The organism is Gemmatimonadales bacterium, assembly GCA_036265815.1.
Classification (GTDB): Bacteria; Gemmatimonadota; Gemmatimonadetes; order Gemmatimonadales; family GWC2-71-9; genus CAVVWJ01.
On the sequence record DATAOI010000052.1, the window covers coordinates 18925 to 43057 of the forward strand.

A 24133-nucleotide genomic window follows, 5' to 3' on the forward strand; every position below is an offset into this window, starting at 1 on the left:
GACCGCTGACCATGGCTGAGGCGTCGGACCGCCCCCGGGTGCTGGTGGTGGACGACGATCCGTCGCTCGCCCGTCTGATCCAGCATCTGCCCGCTATCCAGGCCTTCGGCCCGAGCACGCACGTGACCACCGGCCGCGAGGCGCTGCAGGCGCTCGACGGGATCGACATCGTGCTGCTCGATCACGAGCTCCCCGATGCCAGCGGACTGGAGATCCTGGACGCCATTCGCGCCCGGCCCACTCCGCCGGCGGTGGTCATGATCACCGCCCACGGCACCGAGTCGCTGGCGGCGACGGCGCTCCGCCGCGGGGCCGACGACTATCTGGCCAAGGACCCGTCGCTGGCCGAGCTGCTGCCGCAGGTAATGGAGCGGGTGCGGCGCGGCCGGGAGCTGCGCAAGGCGCTGGGCGCGGCGGAGCGCGATCTGGTCCGCGCCGAGCGACTCGGTGCCGTGGGCGAGATGACGGTCACTCTGAATCACAGCATCAACAATCCCCTCATGACCGCCTTCGCCGACGTGGAGGTGCTGGCCGACCCTGCCGTCCCCGAAGAGCAGCGCCGGCAGGCGCTGGACAGCGTGCGGGAGGCCCTCCGTCGCATCCGCGACATCGTCCGCCAGATCGGCGACCTTCGCGCCCTGCGGAGCAAGACCTACGCTCCCGGCGTGCAGATGGTGGACCTGGACCAGGACGCCCCGGCCGCCCACCCGCCCCGGCGCGGTGCCGCCCTGATGCACGTGCCGGAGGAGGATTTGGCTCGGGTGGTGGCCCTGCTGCTTCGCCACGCAGGGTTCAGCGTGGAGCGGGTGGCCGGCATGGAAGACCTCCAGCGGGCGGCCGGCGCCATCGGGGTCGCGCTGGTGGTCCTGATCGGCGGGTCCAGCGCGGCCGGGGCGCACCCGCTGGGCGGCTTCGCGCCCGACGGCAACCGGGCCTACCGGGTCGTGGCGCTGGTGGCGGGTGACGGCGAGGCGGCGCGCGCCGGCGGAGCGGACGTGGTGGTGCAGCTCCCGTTCGATCCCGGCAGCTTCACTGCCGACATGATCACGCTGGTGAGCTGACCCGCTTCGCCGCCTGGTAGCTCATTCCCTGGAGCCGGACGATCCGCTGCCGGACCGGCGGGTGCGAGGTGAGCGCGTTGGCCAGGAAGCCTTCGCGTGAGGAGAGCAGCCCGGGCGCCGGATCGACGATACACAGGTGCGCGGCGCCGCGCGTGACCGATCGGGTCGGGGACGACGCGGCCTCGAGCTTTTCCAGCGCGCTGGCCAGGGCGCCCGGATTGCGGGTGAACTGCGCGCCGGTGGCATCCGCCAGGTACTCCCGCTTCCGGCTCACGGCCATGGCCAGGACCCGGGAGACGATCGGGGCCACCAGGAGGGTCAGCACCCATAACACCAGGATGACGATCGCGAGCGGGTTGGCTCCCTTGCCACGATCGCGTGACCCGCCCGATCCGCCGCGTCCCAGGTAGCTCCCGCCTCGCATCATCCTCCCCAGCCCGTCGGACATCAGCGCGATCGCCCCGACCATCGCGGCGAGCAGCGTCATCAGCCGGACGTCGAGGTTCTGCACGTGCGCCATCTCATGGGCGATCACTCCCTGCAGCTCGTCCCGGGTGAGCGCGCCGAGCAGCCCCTCGGTGACCGCGAGGCTGGCGGTCGCGGCGTCGCGGCCGGTGGCGAACGCGTTGGGATCGCCGTCCGGCACAATCCAGATACGCGGCCGGGGCAGGCCGGAGGCGATGGACATCTCCTCGACCACGTTGACCAGCTGCTTCTCCGCCGGGGTGGCGGGCTCGAGCAGCTCGCGGGCGCCCGTGGCCCACAGCACCCGCTCGGCCCCGTAGCGCCAGGAGTACCAGCAGATGCCGCCAGCCACCAGGGTCGTGAAGATGCCGAGGAAGGGGACCACGTGGTGATAGCCGCCGGGCGGCGCGTCGGCGGTGAGCAGGCCGAAGGCCAGGTCGCCACCAAAGCCGACCCAGGCGAAGAAGACGATGAATCCGATGACGAGCCAGGTAGAGCGGCGGCGGTTGGACTCCTGCTGAGCGAAGAGGTCTGCCGGCTCGCTCACGGCGCCGGTTTGTTCATCGACAGATCCACGGTCGGCACCGCCCGCTCGGCGGCGTCCTCGATCTGCCACAGCTCGACAGGAGTGGCCTTGGCCAGTCCGGCGATCAGGCTGGTGGGGAACAGCATCTGCTTGGTGTTGTACTGCGTGGCCACGTCGTTGTAGAGCTGGCGGGCGAACCCGATCTTGTTTTCGGTGCTGGTCAGCTCCTCCTGCAGCTGGGCCACGTTGGCGGTGGCCTTGAGATCGGGGTAGGCCTCGGTCAGCGCAAACAGCCGGCCCAGCGCCTGGGTGAGCTCGCCCTCCGCCTGCGCGGTCTGCCGCACGCCGGTGGCGGTCACCGCTTTGTTGCGCGCTGCGATCACCGCCTCCAGCGTGTTGCGCTCGAAATCCATCGCCCCCTTGACCGTGTTCACCAGATTGGGGATCAGATCGTGCCGCCGCTTGAGCTGCACATCAATCTGCTTCCAGCCGTTGGCGACCTGGTTCTTGAGGGTGATCAAGCTGTTGTACGCCCCGACGACCCAGAGCACCAGGAGCGCGAGAATCACCAGGAGGATGATCGTGGCCATGGTCGATGCTTCCTCGAGTGGAATTACGGCGTGATCAGCGGCGCCAGCGCCTGACGAAACGCTTCCGCGATCGCGACCAGGTCGCCGTTCAGCCGAATGACGGGATGTTGCTCGTCGATCAGCACCTCGATACCTGGCGCGACGACGATCCGGCGACACGTCGAGCCCAGCGCCGAGGCGCCCTCTACCGGTGTCAGCCATCCCAGGACGGCCCGCCCCACCCGGCCGCGTCCTGTCCCGGGTGTCTGGAGCAGCGGCAGGCGGTCCGGCCGGGGGAGCGCCGGGCCCAGGACGCCGGCCACCCGCCGCTCGATCAGGTCGCCGGTGAGGCCTTCGAACTCACGGGTCATCGCCTCCAGGGTGGCACCCTCCATCTGCCGCAGCTTGATGGCGAGCACCTGCAGCAGGTGCCGATAGGAGTAGACCGCGGCGGTGCCCCGCCCGTCCGGTGGGCTCACCAGGCCGCGCGCCACGTAAAAGCGGATAGTGCGCTCGCTGGGGCGCGCCCGGGCGGCGGCGTTGACCGGCACCACGCCCGAGGCGTCCAGGATCCCGGCGGCCAGACCGGCCAGGTCTCGGAGTCCCCACGGCGCGAGCGCGCGATACTCTCGCAGGACGGCGAGCGGGTCCGGAGGAGCGCTGACCGACAGCCCGGCGGTCATGCCGGGCCGTTGCTCGCGCGCTGGTCCGGGCCGGGCTCCGCGTCGGCCAGGACGAACCGGACCGTCTCCGCCAGCGCGGAGAGGGTGAACGGCTTGAGCAGCAGCGGACAGGCCAGCAGCTCGGCGGGCCAGTCATGCTCCAGGCCAGATGAATCTCCGGTCATCAGGATGATCCGGCCGCGCAAGCGGGGCCAGCGCCGGACCAGCGCGAGGTACAGCATGGCGCCGGACAGGTGGGGAAGGTGAAGATCGAGCAGCACGAGATCGACGTCCGCCTCGTCGAGCATCGTGTAGGCCAGATGGGGATCACCCGCCGTGAGGACGTCGTACTGCAGACTCTCCAGCACGCGCGCCAGCGTGCGCCGGAGCGCGGGCTCGTCATCGACGATCAGCACCCGCGGGCTCACGAGGCCACCTGGCTGAGCGGAACACCGAGCGGGGTGAAGTAGCGGTGGGTCACGGCGGCGAGGGCCTCCTCCACGGACAGCGAAACTCGCAGCTCCCCGGCGGTGAGGCCGAAGACGGCGCGCAAGTGCATCTGGAGGGTCTTGGGCTTGCTGTAGCCCAACTTGAGTGCCACGTCCTCGACCGTGTAGCCAGGATCGAGCAGCAGCCGGTGGGCATAGAGCAGCCGGGTCAGCACCATCACCATGCGGGGAGACGGCAGTCCCACTTTGGTGAACCACCGTTCGCAGGTGCGCCGGGTGAGCTGGGCACGCTCCGCCAGCGCCGTCACGGTGGGCCCCTCGCCGGGGGCATGGAGCATCGTCTCCAGGGCCACCCGGAGCTCCGGCGGAAGCTCCTGGAGAATGCCGCCCAGCCCCTGGATGACCTGCTGGAGGGCGCTCTGCTCCAGCTCGGCGAGCAGCGAGCCGCGGAGGGCCCCGGGGGCGTCCTCGAACCGATGAACCACCACCCGCCGGATCCCGGCACGGCCGAGGTCGAGGAGCACTCCGGCCGTCGCGGGTGTCAGCTCGGTGTAGACCAGGAGCGGGAGCGAGGGGAAGAACTGGCGCAACCGCTCGATGCCGTGGGAACGGGGAGCCCCACCGCCCAGCAGGGGATCCACCACGGCCATGTCTATCGGCTTGGCGCGGATGGTCTCGACCGCCTCCGCCCAGGTCGACACCGTTTCCCAAAGAAAGCGGTCGGGGTCGATCGTCCGGAGCCGGAAAAGCCGATCGGCAGGCACGGCGGCGAGCAGGAGATGTCGCAAATCGGCCCCTGAATGTCGCAAAAAGGACCTAATAACGGGAGAAATTGCTCCTCAGATTGTCCGGACCCCGGAGTGTCTCCAGGTCATCTGAAAGGGATTCCCCCAATGTCACGTCCCACCACGAAATGGCTTGTGATCGCCTCGCTGACCGCTGCCACACTTGCATCCGCTGCCTGTACCCGGACGGACGCCACCGGCCCGTCGGAGCAGTCGGCACCGTCGTTCGAGACCCAGGGATCGAACAACTAGCCAGTCAGACTGGCAAATTCGCGGAGCCCGACCGCGACCGCTTGAACCGTCGGCGATCCACTCAGGCCGTCGGGGGTAGCGGACTCGGGCTCGCGAGTCTCACATTCGGAGAGGCTTGCGAGGATCCGTTCGAACCGGAAATACCAGGTGTTGATGTGGTGGGCCTCGGACAGCTCGAGCCCCGCCGCGAGCGCCCTGCGTGCGCGGCTGTACTGTCCGAAGCGCGCCAACCCGATGCCTAGTTTGTAATGGTAGTCGGCCAGCATGCTGGGTGGCATGCGCTTCCGCAAGTGACCCGCTTCACCCCGACACCGCTCGAACGCCATCCGGTTCCCCACCGTGGACTCCAGCTCCATCAGCTCCAGCAGGGCATTTGTCCGTACTAGGAAGCTGGTCTTGGAGGAGACCACGATATCGAACGCCAGACGCCCGGCCTCGTACGCACCGATGTCCCGAAGAACGGTCCCGAGATCTCCCAGCGTTCGCATCCGCTGCACCGCGTCCTCGGTGAGCATGAACGCCCGGTAGATGGCCTGCACCGCCTCCACCTGCCTCCCCTCGTTCGAGAGGACCGAGCCGATGTCGGCCCAGGCCATGGCCTGGACTTCCCGCAGACCAGCGGCCTCCGCCGCCCGGGCGACGTCCTCGGCCGTCGCGCGGGCCAGCGGGAGGTTGCCCTGGCCCTTGAACACGTGCGCCCGCCCGAGCCGGGAGCGCAGCACCATGACCAGGTCGCCCGCCGTCGTTGCCGCGGATTCGGTGGCGGCGTAACAGGCCATGGCGGTCGGCCAGCGCGCCAGCAGCCTGTTGAGCCGCCCCGCGAACAAAGCCGTGCTGGCAAACTCGGCGGGCGGCACCCGTTCGCCATAGGTCCGCACCGCCAGCGTCAGCGTCTGCAGCGCTTCTTCCAGGCGGCCTTCGTGCTCCAGGAAATAGGCGTACGCCATGATGCCGAGCCGGAGACCGGCGAGCGGCTGCCCGTCGTTAGGGAGGGCATCGGTGATCCCGCGGAGATGTGCCGTCTCCGGCAGATCGGACGGGAGCTCCCGGATATGGCGCCGCACCGCCTCGATCTGCCAGCGCAGGCCCAGCCGTGATTCGGTCGTATCGTCCGAGGTCAGAAGGCGCTCGATCAGGCGAGCAGTCAGATAGCCGCCCAACGCCAGTTTCGCCGACACGTCGCGCTCCTGATCGCGCTCCAGCCGGGCGCGTTCGAGGAAGGGCGCGTTGGACACGATGTCCCCGGACGACCCGATCTCGCCAAAGAGCTGCTGGGGCGTGAACAGAGAAACGTCCTTCCGAGAGGGGCGGTGGAGTATGCTAGTATGGCCCGCCAAACGGGCCGTGGCAAGGGCGCGCAGTTTCCAGCAGCAGCCCGTGCGAAACGGGTGCTGGGGAGTGCTCACATTGGGCATATTGTGCGCCCCATGCGACGCGGCATCACCCTCATCGAGCTGCTGCTGGTCCTGATCGTCACGGGGCTGCTGTCCGCCATCGCACTGCCCCGGTTCGCCACCCTGGCCGATGATCTGGCCGTCGAGGCGGCAGCCCGTCACTTGGTCGGGGCCCACCGGCGGGCCCGGATGATCGCCATTCTGGAGAGCCGTCCCGTGGTGCTCACCATCGCACCGGACTCGCTGGTTATCCGGCTGGGCAGTGCGGGCCCTCAGTCGTGGCGAGCATCCGGTCCGGTGGCCGACGGGGTCGCGCTCGCCGGCGGGGCCAAGCAGATCGTCTTCTCGCCGGTTGGTGTCACGGCCGGTCTTTCCAATGCATCGTTTCAGCTCACTCGGGGGGGCGCGAGTCGGACCGTGGTCGTATCACGGCTCGGCCGTGTCCGGATTCTTCCCTGAGGGAGCGGGCGGCCGGCCGGAGGGTGACGGCCTCTTCGGTCGACCGACCCCGCTCTGCTTCGAAAACGAATCGGGGAGGCGGCGCGGCACCGGGCGGCGCCTAACCGTCCTCCAGACCGTACTTCCGCACCTTGTGCAGCAGGGTCGAGCGCGAAATCCCCAGCAGCAGGGCGGCTTGCCGCTTGTTCCCCGAGGTGTGCCGCAACGCCCGCGAGATGTGTCGCCGCTCCGCCGCGTCCAACGAGTCGGGTTCGCCCGCCGCGGCCGGCGCAAGAGCGTGACGCAGGGCGCCGAGGTCCAGATCGGGGGCTTCCAGATCGAGCACCACCAGGTCGAAGCCGGGGAGCGCCAGGGCGGCAGCGGCAGCAGGCCCGTCCGGCGCGGCCACCGCATGGTGACCGGCCCCCCGAAGCAGGCTCAACAGTGCGTCCAGTCGCGCGGGGTCGCGCTCCAGGACCAGCAGGTGCAGCGGTGGCATGCATGAAGGTAACTTTGCTCCCAATCCAATTCGAGAACGGCATGTCGGCAGCACCCGATCTCAGGCGATTGGCCGTGGGTGAGGACCCGGAGGAACCCCTGCGGGGTGCTGGGCATCGATCAGCGGGATAGCCGCGGCCCCCTTCACCAGCTTGATCCTGGGGAACTGCCAGGGAGAGCTCTCGACCGCTCCGTTATGGAGTTGACTGTCAGCGCGAGATCGATCTGGCAGCTGGATCCGGGGAGAGCGTACCGGGGAAGCAGCGACTGGGGGGCGCCGCCCACGCCTGAAAAAACGGAACGGCCGCCTAGTCGTGGCTAGACGGCCGTCCCGCGCATGGACTACCCGAGGTCGGGGCATTGCTGCCGCCGTTCTTCTCCCACCTGCCACCGGTTGGCTGATTCGCCGCTCGGGAGGGCGAGGTGAAGCCTCGGCTTCGATCCCCAGGCCGGATGGCCATCCCACCTGGTTCGTCTATGCGAGCGCTGCGAGTCGGATCGGGTCGCGGACCGACCTTTCGCACTGCACCCCGAGGCGCAAGATCGGGGCGGATGAAGCACGCGACTGGCTTCACCTGTCCGAGCCGGGGTGATCACCAGGATCAACGAGAGCCTGAGCCCTTGGTTGCGTCGGCGCTCTCCCCTGATATCCCGCTCGAACCCGCCTTCAGGCCGTGACTGCGACACGGGGTCTCAGCACGCTTCCGTTCAGGCGCGTGGACGTAAAATAGGCACCCGCGAGAATCTCGCAAGTGCCTGATTTTATTCGGGTTACGTCTCTTCGGCCAGCTTCGGATGTGGAAACCTAACCCCTGCCGCTGCCTGCGCCTACCGCCTCCGTCCACACGATGTGGAGATGTGAATCCACATTGGGCACCGAACCCTCAAGACTCCAGCCCCACCTCGATATAGCGGTAGGTCGGCTCCAGCTCGGTGGGAGCGAACAGGCACCCCGCGGAGCTGGCCGCGTACCACCCCGCGGCCAGCGGGCGCGGCACGTCCAACTCATGGATGATCGGACCCAGCCAGCGGCGAAGGTGTCGCACCTCCGGAGCCCGCCGCCCCAGTAGCGCGAGCAGGGCCCCGGCTCCGGCGGTGGCGCGGAGGAAATGAGCCAGCGCGTGCGCCCGATGGGTGAATTCCACCGCCTTCACCCCTGGCTCATCGAACAGGACGGCGCCCTCGAAGACATCCATCGGCGGGGCATCGAGGCGCGGGCCGAGGTAGACGAAGCGGCGCCCATTGGCGCTCTTTCGCTCGATGACGGCGGCCGCGGTTTCGCTGGTGAGCCTGGCCGCGTGCAGCAGATCGTCGTCCAGCAGCACCCCCACCGCCCCACTCCACTCCAGCGCGGCCAGGGCGGTCTCGACCGGGCAGCCCAGGGCATCGTCGAAGGCCAGCAGGCGAGGCGCCTCCCCGGCCCGGAGCACGAAGTGCGACAGTCCTTCAGCCCGATCGGTGAAGGTGCGGACAACCAGAGTTTGTGGCGCGGTCATGCCTTCAATCTACGTGCTGGGCGCCCCCCGGACCATGGCCGCTCAAGGCGTCAGCTCCGACGACGGCTCGACCTTCACGATCCAGAGCCCGGCGTTGATGTCGTTGACGTAGACCAGTCCGTTCCGATAGAAGGCGCCCCAGGCGTTCGCCGCGTTGGGCACGACGCCGCGGCTGTCGCCCGTGACCACGTGCGCGATCTCCCGGCCCTGCCGCAAGAGGTCGCCCCGGAGCTCACCCGAGATATCCAGCACTCTGAGGCCGCCCTGGTAGTCACCCATGTAGAGCGTGTCGCCTGCGACCCACACATTGTGGGTCCCTCCGTCCTTGGGCTCGTAGTAGGCCACCTCCCTGGGATGGCGCAGCTCCGATACGTCGATCACGTGGAGCCGCCCGTAGGCTCGGCCCAGTCCGACCACGCCACCTCCCTCGGTATTGCGCGGCTTCGCCGAGAACACCTCGTCTCCGACGAAGACGTACTTGCCGTGGCGCCAGGCCGTATGGGTGCCACGGATGAACCCCGGTCCGCCCACCGCCTCGACATCGCGGTAGAGATCATCCAGGGCATACTTGTACTGGGAGACCAGTTGGGGGTTCTCCGGGCTGCCGCCGGCCATGCCGTTGCCGACGTCGAGGATCACCAGACCGTTGTTCCAGTAGCTCAGGTAGGCGAGCCCATCCTGCACGTCGATGTCGTGCAGCATCCGGCCCGCGCTTGTGCCGGGCGTCTCCCACCGGGCCACCTGCCGCGGCTTGTAGGGATCGCGCAGGTCGATCACCCGCATCGATCCGGTGGCGTCGTCGGTGAGATAGACGTAGCCGCGGTAGATGAACGTGCTATGCACCCCACCGGTGACCGTCTCGGTGAACTCGGCGATCGCCTTCGGGTGGGCTGGATCTTCGAATGAGAGGACCACGATCCCGTTCTTGCGGGTCGAGGCATTCTCCCGGGTGAGGACGCCGTATTTGCCGTCCTCGGTGGTCATCACGTCGTTGATGTGCCGGGCATCCACCACCACCGAGTCGGTGATCGACGGCGTCGCAGGATTCGCCAGATCGACCGCGTAGATCCGATCGCCGATGGTAGTGAGATATCCGTGCTTTCCGTCCGGATGGATCCAGAACTCGGCGGCGGGGAAGGCGATCGGCAGCCGCCCCACCAGTGTCGTGGGACGGCGGACATCGCGGTCCCTCACGGTGACCAGGGTTTCGGCGGTTCGGCCCGCGAAGCTGGCCGCGACCCGATATATCCCGGGGACATCGGCCACGAAGCTGCCGTCGGGGTCGATCTGCCCGTTGCCCGGGCTGAGACTCCACTCGGGTTGCGCGTCGCTCACCGTACGGCCCGCGGCGTTACGGGCCCGAAAGCCGATCTTCAGCACATCGCCCGTGCGGATGCTGGTGTCCCCGGGCTCCAGTTGCAGCGAAGCGACCGGATTGGGATGCACCGTGATGCTGAGTGTACGCCGGCTCCGGCCGGCCCGCGCGGTGAGGGTCGCCCGACCGGGCCGGCCGCCGGTGAGCCGTCCCGAGCGGCTCACCGCCACGACCGCGGGCGCATCCGAGCTCCAGATTACCTCGTCGTACCGCCGGTCGTCATTGGCGGAGTAGGGTGTGGCCATCAGCTGCACGGTCTGCCCGGCATATAGCTTGGTGACCACTGGCTCGATGGCGATCTTGGCGGCGGGTCCCGGCAAAATGGTGACCCGGGCAAACCCGGCGGCCGGTGAGCCGCCGGCGGCCGGGCTCACCAGCGCGCTGAGTGTGAGGGTTCCGGTCGCGCCACCGGTCACCAGCCCCGTCGAATCCACGGTCCCCTCGAAGTGCCCACCGGACTGAAACCACCGCACGGTGGTGCCGGGGTACGGTCGTCCTGCGGAGTCCAGGGCCGAGACCTTGAGCCGGACGGTGTCACCCACTTGGATGGCCACCTCGGCCGGCTGCACGATCGCCTTGGCGATGGGTGAAGGGGTCGGCGGGACGGGCGCGGTTTGTTGCAGCGCGAGCAGGAGGCCGACGGCGTGGAGCATCGAGCACCTCGAGGCAAGAAAATCGGAATGAGCGCGGGAGGGGAGAATGTACATCGGGGTCGGGCGCACCGGTACCGGCGCATGGCTCCCGCGGCTTTCACGGGCTAACTTTGTCCTTGGAGCAGCCGCGGTTTCCGGAGACCCGTATGCACGTGGAGTGGACCTCTTACAGTTCGCCGGTGGGCGCGCTCACGGTGGTGGAGTGCGAGGCCGGCCCACTCGTCGTCGAGTTCCCCCACCGTGCCGTGACGGTCAAGTGGGCGGTTCGGCTGCGCGCTGCCGTTCCCGAGCTCCACATCGCCCAGGGGCCGTGCCGCACCACCGTCGCCTGGCTGGACGAGTACTTCAGCGGCAGCCCCCGGCCCTTTCCCTATCCCGAGCATCTCAAGCGCTGGTTCGATCTTTCTCCGGCACAGGTGGCAGTCTTCAAGACCCTCCGCCGGATCCCGCTGGGCGAGACCCGGTCGTATGACGACATCGCTCGCGCCACCGAGCTTCATCCGCGGCAGATCGGCTGGCTGGTGGCGGCGAACCACCTTGCCATCCTGATTCCCTGCCATCGAGTGGTCGGCAAGGACGGCGGATTGGTGGGTTACGGCGGCGGGCTGGCCAAGAAGCGATGGCTGCTGGACCACGAGTTGAGGGCCTCTGGAGTGGTGCTCCGCTAGAGCCTCGTTGTATTGACAAATCCCTTTCCGCGCATGACCTTATGGCATGCACCGCGCGGTCCCTTCCACTGCATCCTTGAGTTAGCGTGGCCGGCCGGACCCTTGGTCCGGGCGGCTTTTTAATGGGGCGTTTTCTCCCGGCCACAAGGGCCGGGTGTTTCCCCGGAGCCCGCGGGCTCCCTTTCAAGAGGTCGCAGCAATGGCGAAGGGCACCGTCAAGTGGTTCAATGACGCCAAGGGATTCGGCTTCATCGCGCAGGAGGGTGGGAAAGACGTGTTCGTGCACCACACCGCCATCATCGCCGAAGGCTTCCGATCGCTCTCCGAGGGAGACTCGGTGGAGTTCGAGGTGGTCGAGGGTCCCAAAGGCCTGCAGGCCTCCAACGTTCGCAAGGTCTGACGCCGCCACCAGCGCCCTTCTACACTGACGCAACGCCCCTGCTCTCTGGTCCCCCGCTCGGCGGGGGATCAGGACGTTCTCCGACCCACGGCGGCCATGATCAGCTGGACCAGCATCCTCAGCCTGGCTCTGCTCGCCTCCTCGCCCCTGCGGGGAGCACCGGCCGCCTCACGACTCGTCTCCGACAGCAGCGTCCTCCAATTCCACGGATTCGAAGCCGGCGCCCGGCTGAGTGAGATCGAGGCCCGTCTCCGCCGGCTCGGCGGCGGACGGCTGCGCTGCGACCAGGCCAAGGCAGACCGGCGCGTTTCCGAGTGCCGCGCCGTGATCACCGACGCCGACCTCGGCGGAACGGTCAACCTCTGGGTCTCCGCCATCGACAGCGTGGCGGGAGTCATCACCCTCTCGTCCGATGCGGCGGGAGACCGGCTCGATCGCTGGCGCCGGCGTATCGAGGCCAGCTACGGCCGGGTAGGCGCGACGGTGCGCGGAAGCGAATGGATGATGCAATGGGTCCGCCGCGGCCGCATGCTCCGACTCACCTGGCGAACGGATCACGGAGCAAAGGCAGCCTCCGTGAGCCTGGTGGACGGCCGGGTGCTCGACGGCTGGGGCCGGAGTCGGGCCCGTCCGGCAGGGAGTGGCCCTTCGTAGACCCGCCGTCAGCCGGCCAGGAGCACGAGAAAGCTTCCCTCCGATTCCTCCAGCACGAAATCCCGTACCGGCGCGCCCCGGACCTTGAGTGTACGGAGCAGAGTGCGCACCCGAGTCCTGACCGGGGCGCCGCCGCCGCCGCGACCTCGTCCGGTGATGAGACGAACCACCCGTCCGCCGCGCACCCGTCCCTGAACCCGGAGGAAGCGCTCCGCGTTGTCTACCGCCTCTACCACCGTCTGCCCGTGCAGGTCGTAGGTGGCCTCCGCGGGTCGATCGATCCAATCCATCCTGGCACCCCTCCCGACCTGAGTACGTAAATTGCACTTTCCCGCCGTCGGCCATCAGAGTCGGGGCGCCAGGCCGGCGGCCGAGTGCCGCGGGCCGGCCCCCGCGAATGTCTCCAAGCCTTTTCCCTAGAGCAGTTTACATCAAAATATGAGGTCGCTGCTTCAGCGCGCCGGGCCCGATCCCGGTCGAGGGCGACTCAACCGGGAGCGTGCCTTGGCATTGTTCCACCGATTCAGGCCATTTGCGCCGCGCGGAGCCGCGCTTCTGACAGCGACGCTGCTGGTGGTCTCCTGCGCCAACAGCTCGCGCGAGGCCATCCACATCGGGCTGGCCGGTTCCTTCAGCGATCCCATCGGCCTGCCGATGAAGCTCGCCGCGGAGCTCGCGGTCGAAGAGATCAACGCGACAGGAGGGATCAACGGTCACCCGGTGGAGCTGCTAGTCAAGGACGATTACGCCGATCCCGACTCCGCGGTCTTCGTAGCCAATGATCTCTACGCCTCCGACGTCTCCGCCGTAGTGGGCCACCTGTTCTCCGGAATGACCCTCGCGGCCGCACCGGTCTATAATGGCGGCGACCATCCACTCGTGGCGATCTCGCCATCATCCTCGTCGCCCGAGGTCACGACCGCGGGCACCTACACCTTTCGGATCTGTCCCAGCGACCTGGCACACGGCGCGGTCCTCGCCCATTGGGTGCGGGACCGGCTCCACCTCACCCAGGGCGCGGTACTCTATCTCAATGATCAGTACGGTCGCGGCATCCGGCAAACCTTCGTCAGCGAGTTCACCCGGCTGGGCGGCGATCTCCGCTCCATCGACCCGTATCTGGGCGACCGTCCGGATGTCGGGCCTTACCTCGACCGGCTGGCCCAGGGCAGAAAGCCCGAGTTCCTCATCATCGCCGGGAATCGGAGCGAAGCCGAGGAGATCATCCGTCAGGCTCGGGCCCGCGGACTTCGGATGCCGGTGCTGGGCGGGGACGGTCTCGAAGGCATTCAGGAGGCCGGCGCGCTGGCCGAGGGCGTCTATCTGTCATCTCCCTACTTTCCCGCCATTCCCACCGCGGCGAACCGCCGCTTCGTGCAGGCGTTCCGGAAGAAATACCCCGAGGTCGGTCTGCCCAACCAGCCGGCCGCCGGTGCGTACGATGCGATCTATCTGCTGCGAGACGTGATCACCCGGGTCGGGGCAGACCGGGAGGCCGTGCGCCGGGCGCTCGCTGGCGTGGGCTCGGCCAGCCCCGCCTTCGAAGGCGTCACCGGCACGGTGGCATTCGATGCCGCCGGCGACGTGCCCAACCAGAACGTGTATATCGGCCTGGTCCGGCACGGCGCGGTGGAGGTGGTGGACGGGGCGGAGCCGGCCGGGAGCCCGGTGGAGGGCACCCAGTGAATCCGTTGAGGAGCCTCCGAAGCCGAGTCATCACCGGGATGGCGCTGCTGATCGCCATGGTCTTCGTTATCGCGCTGCTGGGCGTGCGATCGATTCGCGCGCTCGACACCTCGGTCGATCAGGAGCTCACCCTGGTGCTGCAGAGCACCGACCTGGGCAACGGCCTGGTCTCCTCCATGGCCTCGGAAGTACGCTCGGCGGAACAGTACCTGCTCCGGCCGTCTGCCCAGCTTCGTATGCAGATGCTGGAAGAGGGCGACTCCGCGTACGCGCTCCAGCGGCGCTACCGCGGACTGGCCTCGCTCACCACATCCGACCGTTACATCGTCAACAAGATCGCCGCCAACCAGGCCCAGATCGAGGTGGCCTACGGCACCGCCCAGGCCCTCGCCGACCTCGGCCGGCTGGACGAGGCCCGGCGAACGGCGGACCTGGCGCGGGCGCCGTCGGATACCTTGCTGGGAGACGTGCGGGCTCTCGGGCTGGCCCAGACCACCCGGTCGGTCACGAGGGCCGCGGATCTGCGGCGGCACGCGCGGAATCAGCGTTCGACGCTGTGGGTCCTCTTCGCCGCGTCGCTTCTCCTGGGGAGCTGCACCTCATACTGGACGGTGCGCTCGGTGGACCGGCCGCTCACCCGGCTGATCAGCGCCGCGGACCAGTTCGGTGCGGGCGATCTCCGCGCGGTGCGCCTGGGCTCGGCGATGCCGACCGAGATCGAGCGCCTGGGGCGGGCGATGGACGACATGGGATCGCGGCTTCGGGGCGTGGTGGTCTCGGTGGTCAGCGAGGCGAGTCAGATCGGCAACAGCGCCACGGATTTCTCCGCCATGAGCGAGGAGCTGGCCGCGAGCAGCGGCGAGATCTCCACCGCCATGGTGAAAATCGCCGCCAGCGCCGAGCAGCAGGTGGCCGGCATGGAGAAGGCCGACGGCCTGCTGCTGAGTCTCCGGCAGATCGCCGAAGCCAACGCGCGGGCCGCAGGACGGGTCGTCGAGCTGGGCGACCGAATCCAGAACCTTGCCGCCCACCACCGGACCGACGTATCGGCGGCGGGACAGACCCTGCTGGACGTCCGCGAAGTCGTCCGCGCCAGCGCGGTACAGGTGCAGGAGCTGACTCGGCTCTCGGAGCCGATCACCGCCTTCATCGATCTCACCAAGCAGATCTCCTCCCAGACCAACCTGCTCGCGCTCAACGCCGCGATCGAGGCGGCGCGGGCCGGCGAGCACGGTCGCGGCTTCGCGGTGGTTGCGGAGGAGGTCCGGCGCCTGGCCGACTCGAGCGCCCGGGCGGCCGAGGACGTGGCCAAGACGGTGGCGCAGATCCGCAAACAGGTGCGGGGCGTGTCGGAGACGATGGAGTCGGGCTCCACCAAGGTGCAGGGCATCGAGAACGTCGCGCTGGCGGCTGCGCGGGCACTGGAGGAGATCTCCACGGCTGTGGAGGAGGTCCATACGGCCGCGGAGGACGTGGCCCGCGAGGCGGCGGCGAACCGGCACATCGTCGAGCAACTGGGAATGCGGACTCAGGAGGTGAGCCAGGCTGCGTCGGAGCACGCCTCAGCGAGCGAGGAAGTCACCGCCGCGGCGGAGCAGCAGAGTGCTAGTACGGAGGAGATGGCCGCGGCGGCGAGCGACCTGCTTCAGGGTGCGACGCGGCTGACGGCGCTGATGCAGGAATTCAAGACGTAAGCGAGGGGTTACCGCCTCCGGCCGCTCTTGGCCGCCTTCTTGGTCTTCTTCACCGCCTTGACCGTCCTGCTCTTGGCTCTCGCCTTGGCCTTGAGCGCCCGCTCCCGATCAGCCGCCTTGTCGGCGCGCCGCTGCTCCGCGGCGTGGACCTCGGCCAGCAGCCGATCACCCTCCTCTTGGCCCAGGAGCCCGCGGCGGGTGGCATACCGCACCAGCTCTTCGGCGTCCTGCACGTTGAACTCCGCCAGCCGCGCGCCCGCCCGGATCACGTTGCCCAGCGCGTCCGCCACCGGGCTACGCAGCACGTTGGCGATGCCGGGAAGGGTTTCCAGCAAGGTCGAGATTTGTGAACCGCCGAGTTCCGACACCACGCGTCCTCCTTCGCCTGCGGATCGCCGGGCACCTGGAGTGCCGGCATGAGCGAATTCTCGCATGGCGGTGGCCACCGCGCTAGTAGTATGTGATCATACTATGCGAAGATTTGTGACCCACCAAACAAGCGCCCCGCCTGATGGCCCGGCGGGGCGTATCCAGAAGCTTATCCAACACAAAGGCTTAACTCACTCCACCGTGAGCGTCCCCCGCATGTCGTAGGCTCGATGGGGCAGACAGTAATACAGGTATGTCCCCGGCGGCACCTGAGGCACCACCATCTGGTAGTCCTTGCCCGTGGCCGTCAGGAGCGGACTGCTGAGGTCACCCGAGCGACGCGGCATGGCGCTGTTGAACGCCCCGCGCACCCCGGGCGAGAGCCCCCGCCCCTCGAACACCACGGAATGCGGCGCGCCGCTCACCACCCGAAACACCACGATATCGTTCGGCTTGACTGTGATCGCCGATGGGTCGAAGCGGAACTCCTGCTTTCCCTGATCAGCTACGAGTCGGACGACATGGGTCGCCTGGGCCCATGCAGGCGCGGAGATGCCCGTGCAGAGGAGGGATATGGCGAGCCAGGATCTCCGCCGTGCATTCATCGCGTCACACTCCGTGTTCCAGCCAGACACCGACGCAAACCTTTGCGCACCCGCGCAGCAATCGGTAAATTGGGAATCGTGAGGCGGGTGGGCTAGTTCCATGCCACGGTACCCGCCAGAAGGGCCGACTTTGGGTCGTCGGGGCATCAAGGAGTACCGAGCGCCGGAAGCGCTGATTCTGATCGCCGCGGATCGGGACCAGAAACCCCTGGTCTGTCCCTCCTGTAACTCGATCGATGTCGAGCGCACGCCGGAACGATCGTCCTCTGAGGACGCGCAGGGCGGGCGGGTCACCCTCCATTGCACGGCCTGCGGCCGGAGTGCGGCCTACATCCCCCGGATGCTGAGCCGCTCCTCGATGCCCGAGGCTCCCCGACCCCACGTCGGCAACTGACGCCCGTCCAGCTCACCGCGGCTGGGTGAACAGCCGAGTCCAGCGAACCGCAGTCAGGAACGGCACCGCACGCCAACTGCTGGGATCGTAGCTGAAGTAGACCACCAGCGGACGTCCGCGGACATTCTGCCGCGGGAGGAATCCCCAGTAGCGCCCGTCGTACGAGCTGTCCCGGTTGTCCCCCATCATGAAGAACGAATCGGCCGGCACCACGATCGGCCCCCAGTCCTGCAGGTCGGGCTGATAGCTCGCCGTGTCGCGCTGCACCAGATGGGGCAGTTGCCAGGCCCGCATCTTGGCCCGCTGCACCGGATCCTCCGACCGGGTCGGGTCGGAATGCACCGCGTAGGGCTCGTCGACCTTCCTCCCGTTCCGGTACAGCTGTCCGCTTTCCATGTACAGCGTGTCGCCCGGCATCCCGATCAGCCGCTTGACCACCTTCAGCCCTTCTTCCTCGACCGAATCGAACACCAGGATGTCGTCCCGCTGCGGCTCCCGCACCGCCGGCAGATGGGCATGGATGATGGGGACTTCCGCGCCATAGAGCGCCTTGTTCACGAACAGGAAGTCACCGATCAGCAGGGTGTTCTCCATGCTGCCGGAGGGAATGCGAAACGCCTCCACCAGGAAGGTGCGCAGGAAGAACCAGACGACGAGGGCTACGACGATGGATTTGGTCCATTCCCACAGCCAGGCCACGATGGAGCGGGCTGGCGTGGCGGTCGAGACAGTCATGCAGCTTTCCAGGATAAGTGGGTGCCGGAAAGATAATGGGACGGCTGCCGCTCAGGCGTCGGCCAACGCGGCGAGCACCTGGGCGGGATGCTTCGCCGCGTTCGCCACCCGTGCCCAATGGCGGCGTACCCGTCCGTCGGGGCCGATCCAGACGGTCGACCGGATCACCCCGGTGGTCTTCCGGCCATAGAGCGTCTTTTCTCCGTAGGCCCCATAGGCACGCATCACCGCGTGATCGGGATCCGACAGGAGGGTGAACGGCAGCCGGTACCTGGCCGCGAAGCGCCGGTGCGACTCCGCATCGTCGGCCGACACGCCCAGCACGACCGCGCCGGATCGCCCGAGCGCGTCCCACTCGTCGCGGAAGCCGCAGGCCTCCTTGGTGCAGCCGGGTGTGTCATCCCGCGGATAGAAGTAGAGAATGACGTGCCTCCCGGTGAAATCTCCCAGGGAGACCTCGCGCCCCGTGGCATCGCGCAGGGTAAAGTCGGGCGGCTTGTCACCGGGCTCCAACGCTGGCACTCTCCTCCCCGGCATTCGCCTCTCCGGCATTCGCCTCTCCGGCATTCGCCTCTCCGGCATTCGCCGGCGAACGCTGGATGAGCTTCGGGCTCACCCTCGCGCCCTCTCCCAGGCGCTCCTGCCCACCGACCACGACCACCTCGCCCGAGTCGACTCCGCTCTTGAGCTCGACGAACCCCGGTGTCCGGACGCCCAGCTCCACCTGCCGCCGGGTCGCCTTGCCGTGGTCCGTCACCCAGACGAAGCTCGAGCCCTGGCCGGGGATGATCGTCGCCCGCAGGTTGCGCAGGAAGTGGAAGATGATGATCACCACCAGGACCGCGGCGAGCACCAGGGTATCCTCCGCTTCCCGGATGGACCGGCTCACGAAGATCGACTGGTCGAACGCGACGGCCAGCTTGACCCCGGGCGGCAGCGCCTCCTGGATCTTGGGCAGCTCGGCTCGGATGGCATCGGCCACCTGGATCAGGTTGGCCTTGGACTGGCGGACCACGCCGATCGCCACCGCGGGCGTGCTGTTGAATCGCAGCGCGCTACGCTCGTCTTCGGCTCCCAGCTCGACCCGACCCACGTCGCTCAGCTTCACCAGCACGCCGCCGGCGTTGGACACCACCAGGCTGGAGAACTCCTCCGGCGTGAGCACCGGCCGCTGGATGGACAGCTCGGAGAGCTTCATAGATGGTCCTGCCGGTTAATGCGAGCCAGCTCGTGCCTTTGGCGGACCCCCGGATCCGCGACCTGTTGCCCTACGAACGACCTCCCTGAGAGATTCAGGGATGGCCCTCAAACTCTCGTCCCGCCAGCAGACGCAGCTCGCCTACCTGGAGACCCTCCCACCCAAGTTCCAGCGGATCTATTCGGTGATCGAGGCGATGGGGGCGCTACAGGCCGACGAGGCGATGGTGCGCGGGCTGGCGCGTCTGCTGGACGACATCAAAGGCAACTCGGCCGCGTTGAGCCTCGGCGGTCTGGCCGACACCGCCGGACTCATGGGAACGATGGCGCGACGGGGTGGGAGTCTGCAGGTGAAAGTGCGGGGCCTGCGGGAGCTGCTGGGCAGCCTCAAGATCAACTACGACGGGGCATTGCGGCAGGCAACCACGCCGGAGGCGCCGGCGCGGGACAAGTAAGGCCGGCCGTCAGCGCCGAGCGGCGCCGCCACGGCGGGCGACGATGGTGTCGATGATCGGACCGGCAATGAGCACGATCATGGCGTTGATCACTCCGCCGATCAGCGCGGAGACGAAGGTCAGCGCGCCAAGGATGAGCGCGGCGCCGATGGTGGCCAGCAGGACTCCAAGCCAGTACATCATGTGCTTCTCCGGTCGGATTTCGGGGGCCCGAACGGGGTAGGTTAGCCGCGAGAGAGCCCCGACAGCAACTCCTGCTCCTCAGCCCGCCCGCTGCCGATCCGCTTGCAGCACGCGATCGGCTGCGTAGCGCACCACTCCCTCGGCTTCGCGGGCCAGGCGTTCCAGGCTGACGCGCGCCGCCGGGGTATCGGAGAGTCCCAGCGCATTGACCGCCGCGAGTCGCTGACCAGTGGTGTAGCCCTGACGCCGGAGGATGCTTCGCCGGGTGAGGGCTACCGTCGACAGGGCCCCGGCGGTTTCCGGCGTGCCCATCCGGCCGAGCGCCGAGACGATGGCATGCCAGGCTTCGCCGTCGCGCTCGGTCTCCAGGGCGCCGACCAGCAGAAGTGCCAGCGCCCCACCTCGCCACATCCCGATCGCGTCGGCGGCCGCGGCCCGGGTCTTGGGATCGGGGTGATGGAGCGCATCGCGCAGGGCCTCGGCGGAAGGTCCGCGGTGAATCTCGCCCAGGGCGCGGACCGCCGCGGCCCTGATCCGCTCATCCCGGTGGCTCAGCAGAGGGGCGAGCGCCTCCACCGCCTCGGGCCGGCCCAGGCGGCCGAGCAGGGCGGCGCCGTGGCGGATCTCGTGCGCGTGATGCCCCTGCAGCAGGGGCGTCACCATGGGATACACCTCGGGCATGCCGCCGAGCACGTCGTAGAAGAAGGCCCGCACGCCGATGGCCTCCCCCTGCCGCAGCCGGTCGAGCAGTACCTCGCCGGCGTCGGGCCCGAGCCAGCGCAGCACCTCGGTGGCGCGTCCACGGACCTCCGCGTCGCGCTCAGCCAGGTCCACGACGGCTTCCACGGCATTTCGGGAGATGCCCCGCCGCACCTCAATGCCGAACATGCGGCGCTCGACCGCGGGGACTTTCGGGGCCAGCCGGACCAGATCGTAGGCCGTGTGGAGCAAGGTCTCCCAGGCGACGTTGCGGGCGCTTCGAACCAGCGATTCCTGCAGCTGGGCGATGGTGGCGCGCTGCTCCGTAATGGCATAGAGCCGGCGCTCTCCGGTGAGCCGCCGGTCGCCCCCCAGCCGGCGCTCGTTGCCGGTCCAGCGAGCCCGGGCCGAATGCCGCCGCTCCTCCCAACGCCGCCGCTCCCCCGTGCGGGCCTGCTCGGCTCTCGAGCGGTCGGGGCTCCGCTCGAGGCGTGGTCCTTCGACCGAGGGCGCAGCCGCGGCGAGCGGAATCAGCTCGACCTGCACGTGGGCCGTGCTCGGCAGCGGCGTCAGGTCGTGCGCCAGCGCGCGCGCCAGGGCCAGCAGCTCGTGCGGCTCGGCGCCAGCGGAGATCCGGAGGTGATCGACCGATCGAGCGAGCAGCCTGCCCTTGAGCGTCAGCTCATCGGGAATGACGCTCCACTCCACGCCGGCCTCCACCTCGACCGGATGCTCGGCGACGGCAGCGGCGGCGGCGGTGAGTGCCAGATCTTGCGCCGCGTCATTCCCGGGGTCGGCCCGGAGGAGCGCGACGAGATCACCGAAGCGCTTCACAAAGGTGGACGTGAGGTCCACGCTCGATCCTTTATGAGGGACTTGGGGACTTGGCAAGGTGCACTCCGATCGTGAACCGCGCAACTCGGTACGCTCGGACCATTCCACCGCCGTCGGGGGCCTTTGCCCGCGGCGGGCGGACCATCAGAAACGGGGGCGAGACTCGGACCCGCACCTGGGCGCTGGACTGCGGCGGAACGGGCGGGTGGCCCGCGACGGATCCACACCTGCCTGGGTCCGCCAGGGGAGTGCCTGCTCCACGGCGAGATCAGGAAAATATCACAATTTCGTTTCCGGAGCACGCGACCCTGGCGAGACCGGCCCCGCGTGCCGTCGAGGCCGATAACAGGGAGACGTTTGCGGCGGCGGCCGGCTCATCCCGAATGACCCTTCGCGGGCCGCTCGCCTTGACGGTCCGGACCAAACCGATACATTGAACGATGCACCTCGCCAACACCTCCAATCGCAATCGCGCCACGAATTACTACGTGTTCACGTAGGAGTCGGGGAGTTCGGGTGCATGATGCTGGTGGCAGTTCCCGGCCCGCTCGACTCATTCGGCGGGTTTTCTTGTTATCCCTGAAGCCATCGTCCCTTCATCTCCGCGGGAGACCTCATGACACGAGCGAACGTTCTGGGAGCTGCCTTTCTCGTCGCGGGCACCATCGCGACCGCCACCCCCGCCGCCGCGCAGGCCACCATCGGCGCGGATGTGGCGTTGTTCAGTTCGTACGTCTGGCGCGGCTTGAGCCTGACCAACAAGCCGGTGGCGCAGCCCGACCTCTACGTGACCTTTCCGGCAGGAGCGGCGTCCATCACGCTGGGCGGATGGGCCAATATCGATCTGGGGAAGTACGACAACGAGAACGATGACATCAGTGAGAGCGGCGGCTCGTCCGCATTCAATTTCGCGGAGTTCGATCCCTGGGCGGAGATCAGCTACACCGTGGGCAAGGCAACCCTGACGGGCGGGGCGACGGCGTACATCTACCCCAACAAAAAGATCACGCCGCTCTTCGCGCTGACGAGTGACTTCAATACCGTCGAGTTGTACGGGAAGGTCGCGTTCGACACACCCTTGAGCCCGAAGCTCGCGGCGTGGTATGACGTCGACAAGGTCAAGGGGCTGTACGCGGAAGCCAGCGTCTCGCATACCCTGCAGGCGAGCGAGAAGGTTGGCGTCACGCTCGGCGCACTCGCCGGCTTCAACGCCGGTCAGGACGCGGATTTGGTGAACGGCGCGCCGACGGCGGAATTCTTCAACTTCGCGGATGATGGATTCACCCATCTCGACCTGTCGGCGGCGGTACCGTTCTCCGCCGGTCCGCTGAGCTTCTCCCCCGCGCTCCACGTAGTCATCAACGGGGATGACGCCACGAAGGTCACGTCACCCAACAACCTCGACAAGGGCGCGAAGCTCTGGGGCGGCGTCACGATCAGCTGGTCCAAGACGTTGGGCGAGGTGCCGGAGGAAACGACGGAGGAGGCGCAGTAGATCTCGAGGATACCCTGGGTGCACAAGGGCCGGGGCGATCTGCATCGCTCCGGCCCTTCGCACGTTCAAGCCAGCGTCTTCTCCACCTCGCGAAACGTATCCTCCAGCCGATTCAGCATTTCCTGCAGCAGCTCCCGCGGAATCCCCAGCGCGGGCTCGATCCGGATCACCTGGGCCCTCGAATAGGTACCCGCCACCAGCACACCCCGCTTGAACAGGCCCGCCGCCACCTGCCACCCGATCTCCTGGGCCGGGAACTCCATTCCGATCAGCAGCCCCTTGCCATGCGCCTCGGTCAGCACCCGGGGATACTTCTCCCGCAGGCAGCCCAGCTCCCGCAGCAGGAACTCGCCCTTGGCCGCGGCCTGGCCGGGGAGGTCTTCCTCCAGCGTCACCTGAATGGCCGCCAGGCCCGCCGCGCAGGCGAGCGGGTTGCCTCCGAAGGTGGTCGAATGGATGATCGGGTTGGGAATCATCACCTCCCATACGGTCGGGTTGGCGATGAAGGCCGACAGCGGCATCACCCCGCCCCCGATCGACTTTCCCAGGCACATGATGTCGGGCACCACGTTCCAGTGGTCTACCCCCCACAGCTTCCCGGTGCGGCCCATGCCGGTCTGGATCTCGTCGGCGATGAGGAGCGCGCCATACCTGGTGCACGCCACGCGCGCCCGGGGGAGGTAATCGTCCGGCGGCACCACGCCGCCCGCCTCGCCCTGCACCGGCTCCAGTACCACTCCGGCGATGTGGGTGCCGACCGCGTCGCACCGGGCGAGCTCGTCCTCCAGTGCGCTGGCATCGCCGTACGGCACGAAGCGCACGTCCTGCAGCCCGCTCTGAAACGGCTCCCGGAACGACGCCTTGCCCATGAGCGAGAGCGAGCCCATCGACTTGCCGTGGAATCCACCCAGGGTGGAGATGAAGGTGTGCCGCCTGGTAGAGAGCCGGGCGAGCTTGATCGCTCCCTCGATGGCGTCGGTGCCGTTATTGATGAAGAACGAATTCTGCAGGTCGCCCGGGGTCACCTCGGCGAGCACCTTGGCCAGCGCGGCGCGCCACGGCTCCAGGAGCTCCTGGCTGTTGAGCGCCATGCGGCTGAGCTGATCGGTCACCGCTTTGACGATGGTGGGGTGGTTGACGCCGGCGCTGAAGATCCCGTAGCCGCCCAGGCAGTCGATGTATTCCCGGCCGAGCAGGTCGCGCAGCGTGGCGCCCTGCCCCGACCACTCGAGCGCGGCGAACTGGCCGGCCTGGGTGACGGACTTACGATAGCTGATGAACCCGCGATTGTAGTACTTCTCGTAGCTCTCTACGGTCTCGGCGATGAAGCTCTGCTTTTCCTCCGTGGCCATCTCCCGCCCCGCGATCAGCTCCAGATACCGCTGCGTCTGCTTCAGGACCTCGGCATTCGACAGGCGCAATTAATCGGCGCTCCTTTCATG

28 protein-coding genes are annotated in these 24133 nt (G+C 68.1%); 10 read left to right on the top strand and 18 right to left on the bottom strand.

Annotation, left to right across the window (positions count from 1 at the left end; translation table 11 throughout):
- Positions 1–11 precede the first annotated feature (11 nt).
- The gene (locus VHR41_11050; GenBank protein ID HEX3234724.1) at positions 12–1061 is read left to right on the top strand and encodes a response regulator; all 1050 of its coding nucleotides are present in this window, start codon (positions 12–14) and stop codon (positions 1059–1061) included.
- On the opposite strand, the gene VHR41_11055 is transcribed toward VHR41_11050, so the two are convergent.
- The 6 genes from VHR41_11055 to VHR41_11080 all read right to left on the bottom strand — a co-directional run bounded on the left by VHR41_11055 (position 1045) and on the right by VHR41_11080 (position 6004).
- A complete protein-coding gene (locus VHR41_11055; GenBank protein HEX3234725.1) occupies positions 1045–2073 on the bottom strand; it encodes a M48 family metallopeptidase in 1029 nt (342 codons plus the stop codon). The genes VHR41_11050 and VHR41_11055 overlap by 17 nt on opposite strands.
- Complete coding sequence (locus VHR41_11060) at positions 2070–2642, bottom strand: LemA family protein (protein HEX3234726.1); 573 nt, start codon at positions 2640–2642, stop codon at positions 2070–2072. The genes VHR41_11055 and VHR41_11060 overlap by 4 nt, the downstream gene beginning before the upstream one ends.
- 23 nt (positions 2643–2665) lie before the next feature.
- Entirely contained in the window at positions 2666–3304 is a 639-nt protein-coding gene (locus tag VHR41_11065; protein ID HEX3234727.1) for a MerR family transcriptional regulator, read from the bottom strand.
- Entirely contained in the window at positions 3301–3711 is a 411-nt protein-coding gene (locus tag VHR41_11070) for a response regulator (protein HEX3234728.1), read from the bottom strand. Before VHR41_11070 ends, VHR41_11065 begins: the two co-directional genes overlap by 4 nt.
- A complete protein-coding gene (locus VHR41_11075) occupies positions 3708–4520 on the bottom strand; it encodes a helix-turn-helix domain-containing protein (protein ID HEX3234729.1) in 813 nt (270 codons plus the stop codon). The genes VHR41_11070 and VHR41_11075 overlap by 4 nt, the downstream gene beginning before the upstream one ends.
- A 245-nt stretch (positions 4521–4765) precedes the next feature.
- Positions 4766–6004, bottom strand: a complete 1239-nt coding sequence (locus VHR41_11080) for a hypothetical protein (GenBank protein HEX3234730.1) — start codon at positions 6002–6004, stop codon at positions 4766–4768.
- A gap of 192 nt (positions 6005–6196) precedes the next feature.
- Here VHR41_11080 and VHR41_11085 point away from each other — a divergent pair, with 192 nt between their 5' ends.
- The gene (locus VHR41_11085) at positions 6197–6622 is read left to right on the top strand and encodes a GspH/FimT family pseudopilin (GenBank protein HEX3234731.1); all 426 of its coding nucleotides are present in this window, start codon (positions 6197–6199) and stop codon (positions 6620–6622) included.
- 100 nt (positions 6623–6722) lie between these two features.
- Here the strand turns inward: VHR41_11085 and VHR41_11090 are convergent, their stop codons facing one another.
- The 3 genes from VHR41_11090 to VHR41_11100 all read right to left on the bottom strand — a co-directional run bounded on the left by VHR41_11090 (position 6723) and on the right by VHR41_11100 (position 10623).
- Positions 6723–7100 carry a helix-turn-helix domain-containing protein gene (locus tag VHR41_11090; GenBank protein ID HEX3234732.1) on the bottom strand — a complete coding sequence of 126 codons (378 nt, stop codon included), beginning with the start codon at positions 7098–7100 and terminating at the stop codon, positions 6723–6725.
- 883 nt (positions 7101–7983) lie between these two features.
- Positions 7984–8595 (bottom strand): hypothetical protein, encoded by a 612-nt coding sequence (locus VHR41_11095; protein ID HEX3234733.1) that lies wholly within the window; start codon positions 8593–8595, stop codon positions 7984–7986.
- Between the two features lie 42 nt (positions 8596–8637).
- Positions 8638–10623, bottom strand: coding sequence for an Ig-like domain-containing protein (locus VHR41_11100; protein ID HEX3234734.1), 1986 nt, complete (start codon positions 10621–10623; stop codon positions 8638–8640).
- Positions 10624–10769: 146 nt separating this feature from the next.
- Between VHR41_11100 and VHR41_11105 the strand changes: the two genes are divergently transcribed.
- The 3 genes from VHR41_11105 (at position 10770) to VHR41_11115 (ending at position 12345) form a co-directional block, all read left to right on the top strand.
- Positions 10770–11291: a methylated-DNA--[protein]-cysteine S-methyltransferase gene (locus tag VHR41_11105; protein HEX3234735.1), complete on the top strand. Its 522-nt coding sequence runs from the start codon at positions 10770–10772 to the stop codon at positions 11289–11291.
- 199 nt (positions 11292–11490) lie between these two features.
- Entirely contained in the window at positions 11491–11691 is a 201-nt protein-coding gene (locus VHR41_11110) for a cold-shock protein (protein HEX3234736.1), read from the top strand.
- 96 nt (positions 11692–11787) lie between these two features.
- On the top strand, positions 11788–12345 hold the full coding sequence (locus tag VHR41_11115; GenBank protein HEX3234737.1) for a hypothetical protein: 558 nt from the start codon (positions 11788–11790) through the stop codon (positions 12343–12345).
- Between the two features lie 8 nt (positions 12346–12353).
- Here VHR41_11115 and VHR41_11120 read toward each other — a convergent pair whose 3' ends face one another.
- Positions 12354–12635, bottom strand: a complete 282-nt coding sequence (locus VHR41_11120; GenBank protein ID HEX3234738.1) for a Smr/MutS family protein — start codon at positions 12633–12635, stop codon at positions 12354–12356.
- Between the two features lie 148 nt (positions 12636–12783).
- Between VHR41_11120 and VHR41_11125 the strand changes: the two genes are divergently transcribed.
- The gene (locus VHR41_11125) at positions 12784–14031 is read left to right on the top strand and encodes a branched-chain amino acid ABC transporter substrate-binding protein (GenBank protein ID HEX3234739.1); all 1248 of its coding nucleotides are present in this window, start codon (positions 12784–12786) and stop codon (positions 14029–14031) included.
- Positions 14028–15725 carry a methyl-accepting chemotaxis protein gene (locus VHR41_11130; protein ID HEX3234740.1) on the top strand — a complete coding sequence of 566 codons (1698 nt, stop codon included), beginning with the start codon at positions 14028–14030 and terminating at the stop codon, positions 15723–15725. Before VHR41_11125 ends, VHR41_11130 begins: the two co-directional genes overlap by 4 nt.
- An 8-nt stretch (positions 15726–15733) precedes the next feature.
- Here the strand turns inward: VHR41_11130 and VHR41_11135 are convergent, their stop codons facing one another.
- Both VHR41_11135 and VHR41_11140 read right to left on the bottom strand, forming a co-directional pair.
- On the bottom strand, positions 15734–16096 hold the full coding sequence (locus VHR41_11135) for a hypothetical protein (GenBank protein ID HEX3234741.1): 363 nt from the start codon (positions 16094–16096) through the stop codon (positions 15734–15736).
- 189 nt (positions 16097–16285) lie between these two features.
- Positions 16286–16699, bottom strand: coding sequence for a plastocyanin/azurin family copper-binding protein (locus VHR41_11140; GenBank protein HEX3234742.1), 414 nt, complete (start codon positions 16697–16699; stop codon positions 16286–16288).
- Between the two features lie 130 nt (positions 16700–16829).
- On the opposite strand from VHR41_11140, the gene VHR41_11145 reads away from it, so the two are divergent.
- Positions 16830–17093, top strand: coding sequence for a hypothetical protein (locus tag VHR41_11145; GenBank protein ID HEX3234743.1), 264 nt, complete (start codon positions 16830–16832; stop codon positions 17091–17093).
- Between the two features lie 12 nt (positions 17094–17105).
- Here the strand turns inward: VHR41_11145 and lepB are convergent, their stop codons facing one another.
- From lepB to VHR41_11160, 3 genes are read right to left on the bottom strand one after another with little or no spacing between them, the layout of a single operon-like run.
- The gene (gene lepB, locus VHR41_11150; protein HEX3234744.1) at positions 17106–17828 is read right to left on the bottom strand and encodes a signal peptidase I; all 723 of its coding nucleotides are present in this window, start codon (positions 17826–17828) and stop codon (positions 17106–17108) included.
- 51 nt (positions 17829–17879) lie between these two features.
- Entirely contained in the window at positions 17880–18350 is a 471-nt protein-coding gene (locus VHR41_11155) for a peroxiredoxin (protein ID HEX3234745.1), read from the bottom strand.
- Positions 18328–19026, bottom strand: a complete 699-nt coding sequence (locus VHR41_11160) for an efflux RND transporter permease subunit (protein HEX3234746.1) — start codon at positions 19024–19026, stop codon at positions 18328–18330. Before VHR41_11160 ends, VHR41_11155 begins: the two co-directional genes overlap by 23 nt.
- A 100-nt stretch (positions 19027–19126) precedes the next feature.
- On the opposite strand from VHR41_11160, the gene VHR41_11165 reads away from it, so the two are divergent.
- Entirely contained in the window at positions 19127–19480 is a 354-nt protein-coding gene (locus VHR41_11165; protein HEX3234747.1) for a hypothetical protein, read from the top strand.
- 9 nt (positions 19481–19489) lie between these two features.
- Here the strand turns inward: VHR41_11165 and VHR41_11170 are convergent, their stop codons facing one another.
- A complete protein-coding gene (locus tag VHR41_11170; protein HEX3234748.1) occupies positions 19490–19663 on the bottom strand; it encodes a hypothetical protein in 174 nt (57 codons plus the stop codon).
- A 78-nt stretch (positions 19664–19741) separates the two neighbouring features.
- The gene (locus tag VHR41_11175) at positions 19742–21217 is read right to left on the bottom strand and encodes a HEAT repeat domain-containing protein (protein ID HEX3234749.1); all 1476 of its coding nucleotides are present in this window, start codon (positions 21215–21217) and stop codon (positions 19742–19744) included.
- A gap of 595 nt (positions 21218–21812) precedes the next feature.
- On the opposite strand from VHR41_11175, the gene VHR41_11180 reads away from it, so the two are divergent.
- Positions 21813–22691 (top strand): TorF family putative porin, encoded by an 879-nt coding sequence (locus VHR41_11180; GenBank protein ID HEX3234750.1) that lies wholly within the window; start codon positions 21813–21815, stop codon positions 22689–22691.
- Between the two features lie 65 nt (positions 22692–22756).
- Here VHR41_11180 and VHR41_11185 read toward each other — a convergent pair whose 3' ends face one another.
- Entirely contained in the window at positions 22757–24112 is a 1356-nt protein-coding gene (locus VHR41_11185; GenBank protein HEX3234751.1) for an aminotransferase class III-fold pyridoxal phosphate-dependent enzyme, read from the bottom strand.
- Positions 24113–24133 lie beyond the last annotated feature (21 nt).

Excerpts from the sequence above, each read along its gene's own strand:
- VHR41_11050 (HEX3234724.1), top strand. The coding sequence starts at position 12 with ATGGCTGAGGCGTCGGACCGCCCCCGGGTGCTGGTGGTGGACGACGAT.
- VHR41_11060 (HEX3234726.1), bottom strand. The coding sequence starts at position 2,642 with ATGGCCACGATCATCCTCCTGGTGATTCTCGCGCTCCTGGTGCTCTGG.
- VHR41_11065 (HEX3234727.1), bottom strand. The coding sequence starts at position 3,304 with ATGACCGCCGGGCTGTCGGTCAGCGCTCCTCCGGACCCGCTCGCCGTC.
- VHR41_11085 (HEX3234731.1), top strand. The coding sequence starts at position 6,197 with ATGCGACGCGGCATCACCCTCATCGAGCTGCTGCTGGTCCTGATCGTC.
- VHR41_11090 (HEX3234732.1), bottom strand. The coding sequence starts at position 7,100 with ATGCCACCGCTGCACCTGCTGGTCCTGGAGCGCGACCCCGCGCGACTG.
- VHR41_11095 (HEX3234733.1), bottom strand. The coding sequence starts at position 8,595 with ATGACCGCGCCACAAACTCTGGTTGTCCGCACCTTCACCGATCGGGCT.
- VHR41_11100 (HEX3234734.1), bottom strand. The coding sequence starts at position 10,623 with ATGCTCCACGCCGTCGGCCTCCTGCTCGCGCTGCAACAAACCGCGCCC.
- VHR41_11105 (HEX3234735.1), top strand. The coding sequence starts at position 10,770 with ATGCACGTGGAGTGGACCTCTTACAGTTCGCCGGTGGGCGCGCTCACG.
- VHR41_11110 (HEX3234736.1), top strand. The coding sequence starts at position 11,491 with ATGGCGAAGGGCACCGTCAAGTGGTTCAATGACGCCAAGGGATTCGGC.
- VHR41_11115 (HEX3234737.1), top strand. The coding sequence starts at position 11,788 with ATGATCAGCTGGACCAGCATCCTCAGCCTGGCTCTGCTCGCCTCCTCG.
- VHR41_11120 (HEX3234738.1), bottom strand. The coding sequence starts at position 12,635 with ATGGATTGGATCGATCGACCCGCGGAGGCCACCTACGACCTGCACGGG.
- VHR41_11125 (HEX3234739.1), top strand. The coding sequence starts at position 12,784 with ATGAGGTCGCTGCTTCAGCGCGCCGGGCCCGATCCCGGTCGAGGGCGA.
- VHR41_11140 (HEX3234742.1), bottom strand. The coding sequence starts at position 16,699 with ATGAATGCACGGCGGAGATCCTGGCTCGCCATATCCCTCCTCTGCACG.
- lepB (HEX3234744.1), bottom strand. The coding sequence starts at position 17,828 with ATGACTGTCTCGACCGCCACGCCAGCCCGCTCCATCGTGGCCTGGCTG.
- VHR41_11160 (HEX3234746.1), bottom strand. The coding sequence starts at position 19,026 with ATGAAGCTCTCCGAGCTGTCCATCCAGCGGCCGGTGCTCACGCCGGAG.
- VHR41_11165 (HEX3234747.1), top strand. The coding sequence starts at position 19,127 with ATGGCCCTCAAACTCTCGTCCCGCCAGCAGACGCAGCTCGCCTACCTG.
- VHR41_11170 (HEX3234748.1), bottom strand. The coding sequence starts at position 19,663 with ATGATGTACTGGCTTGGAGTCCTGCTGGCCACCATCGGCGCCGCGCTC.
- VHR41_11180 (HEX3234750.1), top strand. The coding sequence starts at position 21,813 with ATGACACGAGCGAACGTTCTGGGAGCTGCCTTTCTCGTCGCGGGCACC.